Consider the following 233-nt stretch of genomic DNA (forward strand, 5'->3'; position numbering starts at 1 on the left):
CCGCCATGACGCGGTCCCAGTCTTCCGGACTGGTGTTCTCGATGAGCTGCCATGGGTAGATGCCGGCGTTCTGGACGATGATGTCGAGCCGGCCATGGCGCTGCAGCGCCAATGCCACGACTGCCTCCGCGTCGGCCATTTTCGAGATGTCGGTGTGGATGAAGGCGGCGCCCAGCTCGTCGGCGCTCGCCCTGCCGGCTTCGGCTTCGCTGTCGGCCAGCACCAGTTTCGCG

At 66.5% G+C, this 233-nt stretch carries 1 protein-coding gene; it reads right to left on the bottom strand.

Annotated elements, in window-relative coordinates; genetic code table 11:
- Nucleotides 1-233, bottom strand: a 233-nt coding sequence (locus tag EOD29_RS35315) for an SDR family oxidoreductase (protein WP_127248938.1), incomplete at both ends; no start/stop codon positions are given.

The sequence above is a fragment of the Mesorhizobium sp. M1A.T.Ca.IN.004.03.1.1 genome, from assembly GCF_003997555.1.
GTDB lineage: Bacteria > Pseudomonadota > Alphaproteobacteria > Rhizobiales > Rhizobiaceae > Mesorhizobium.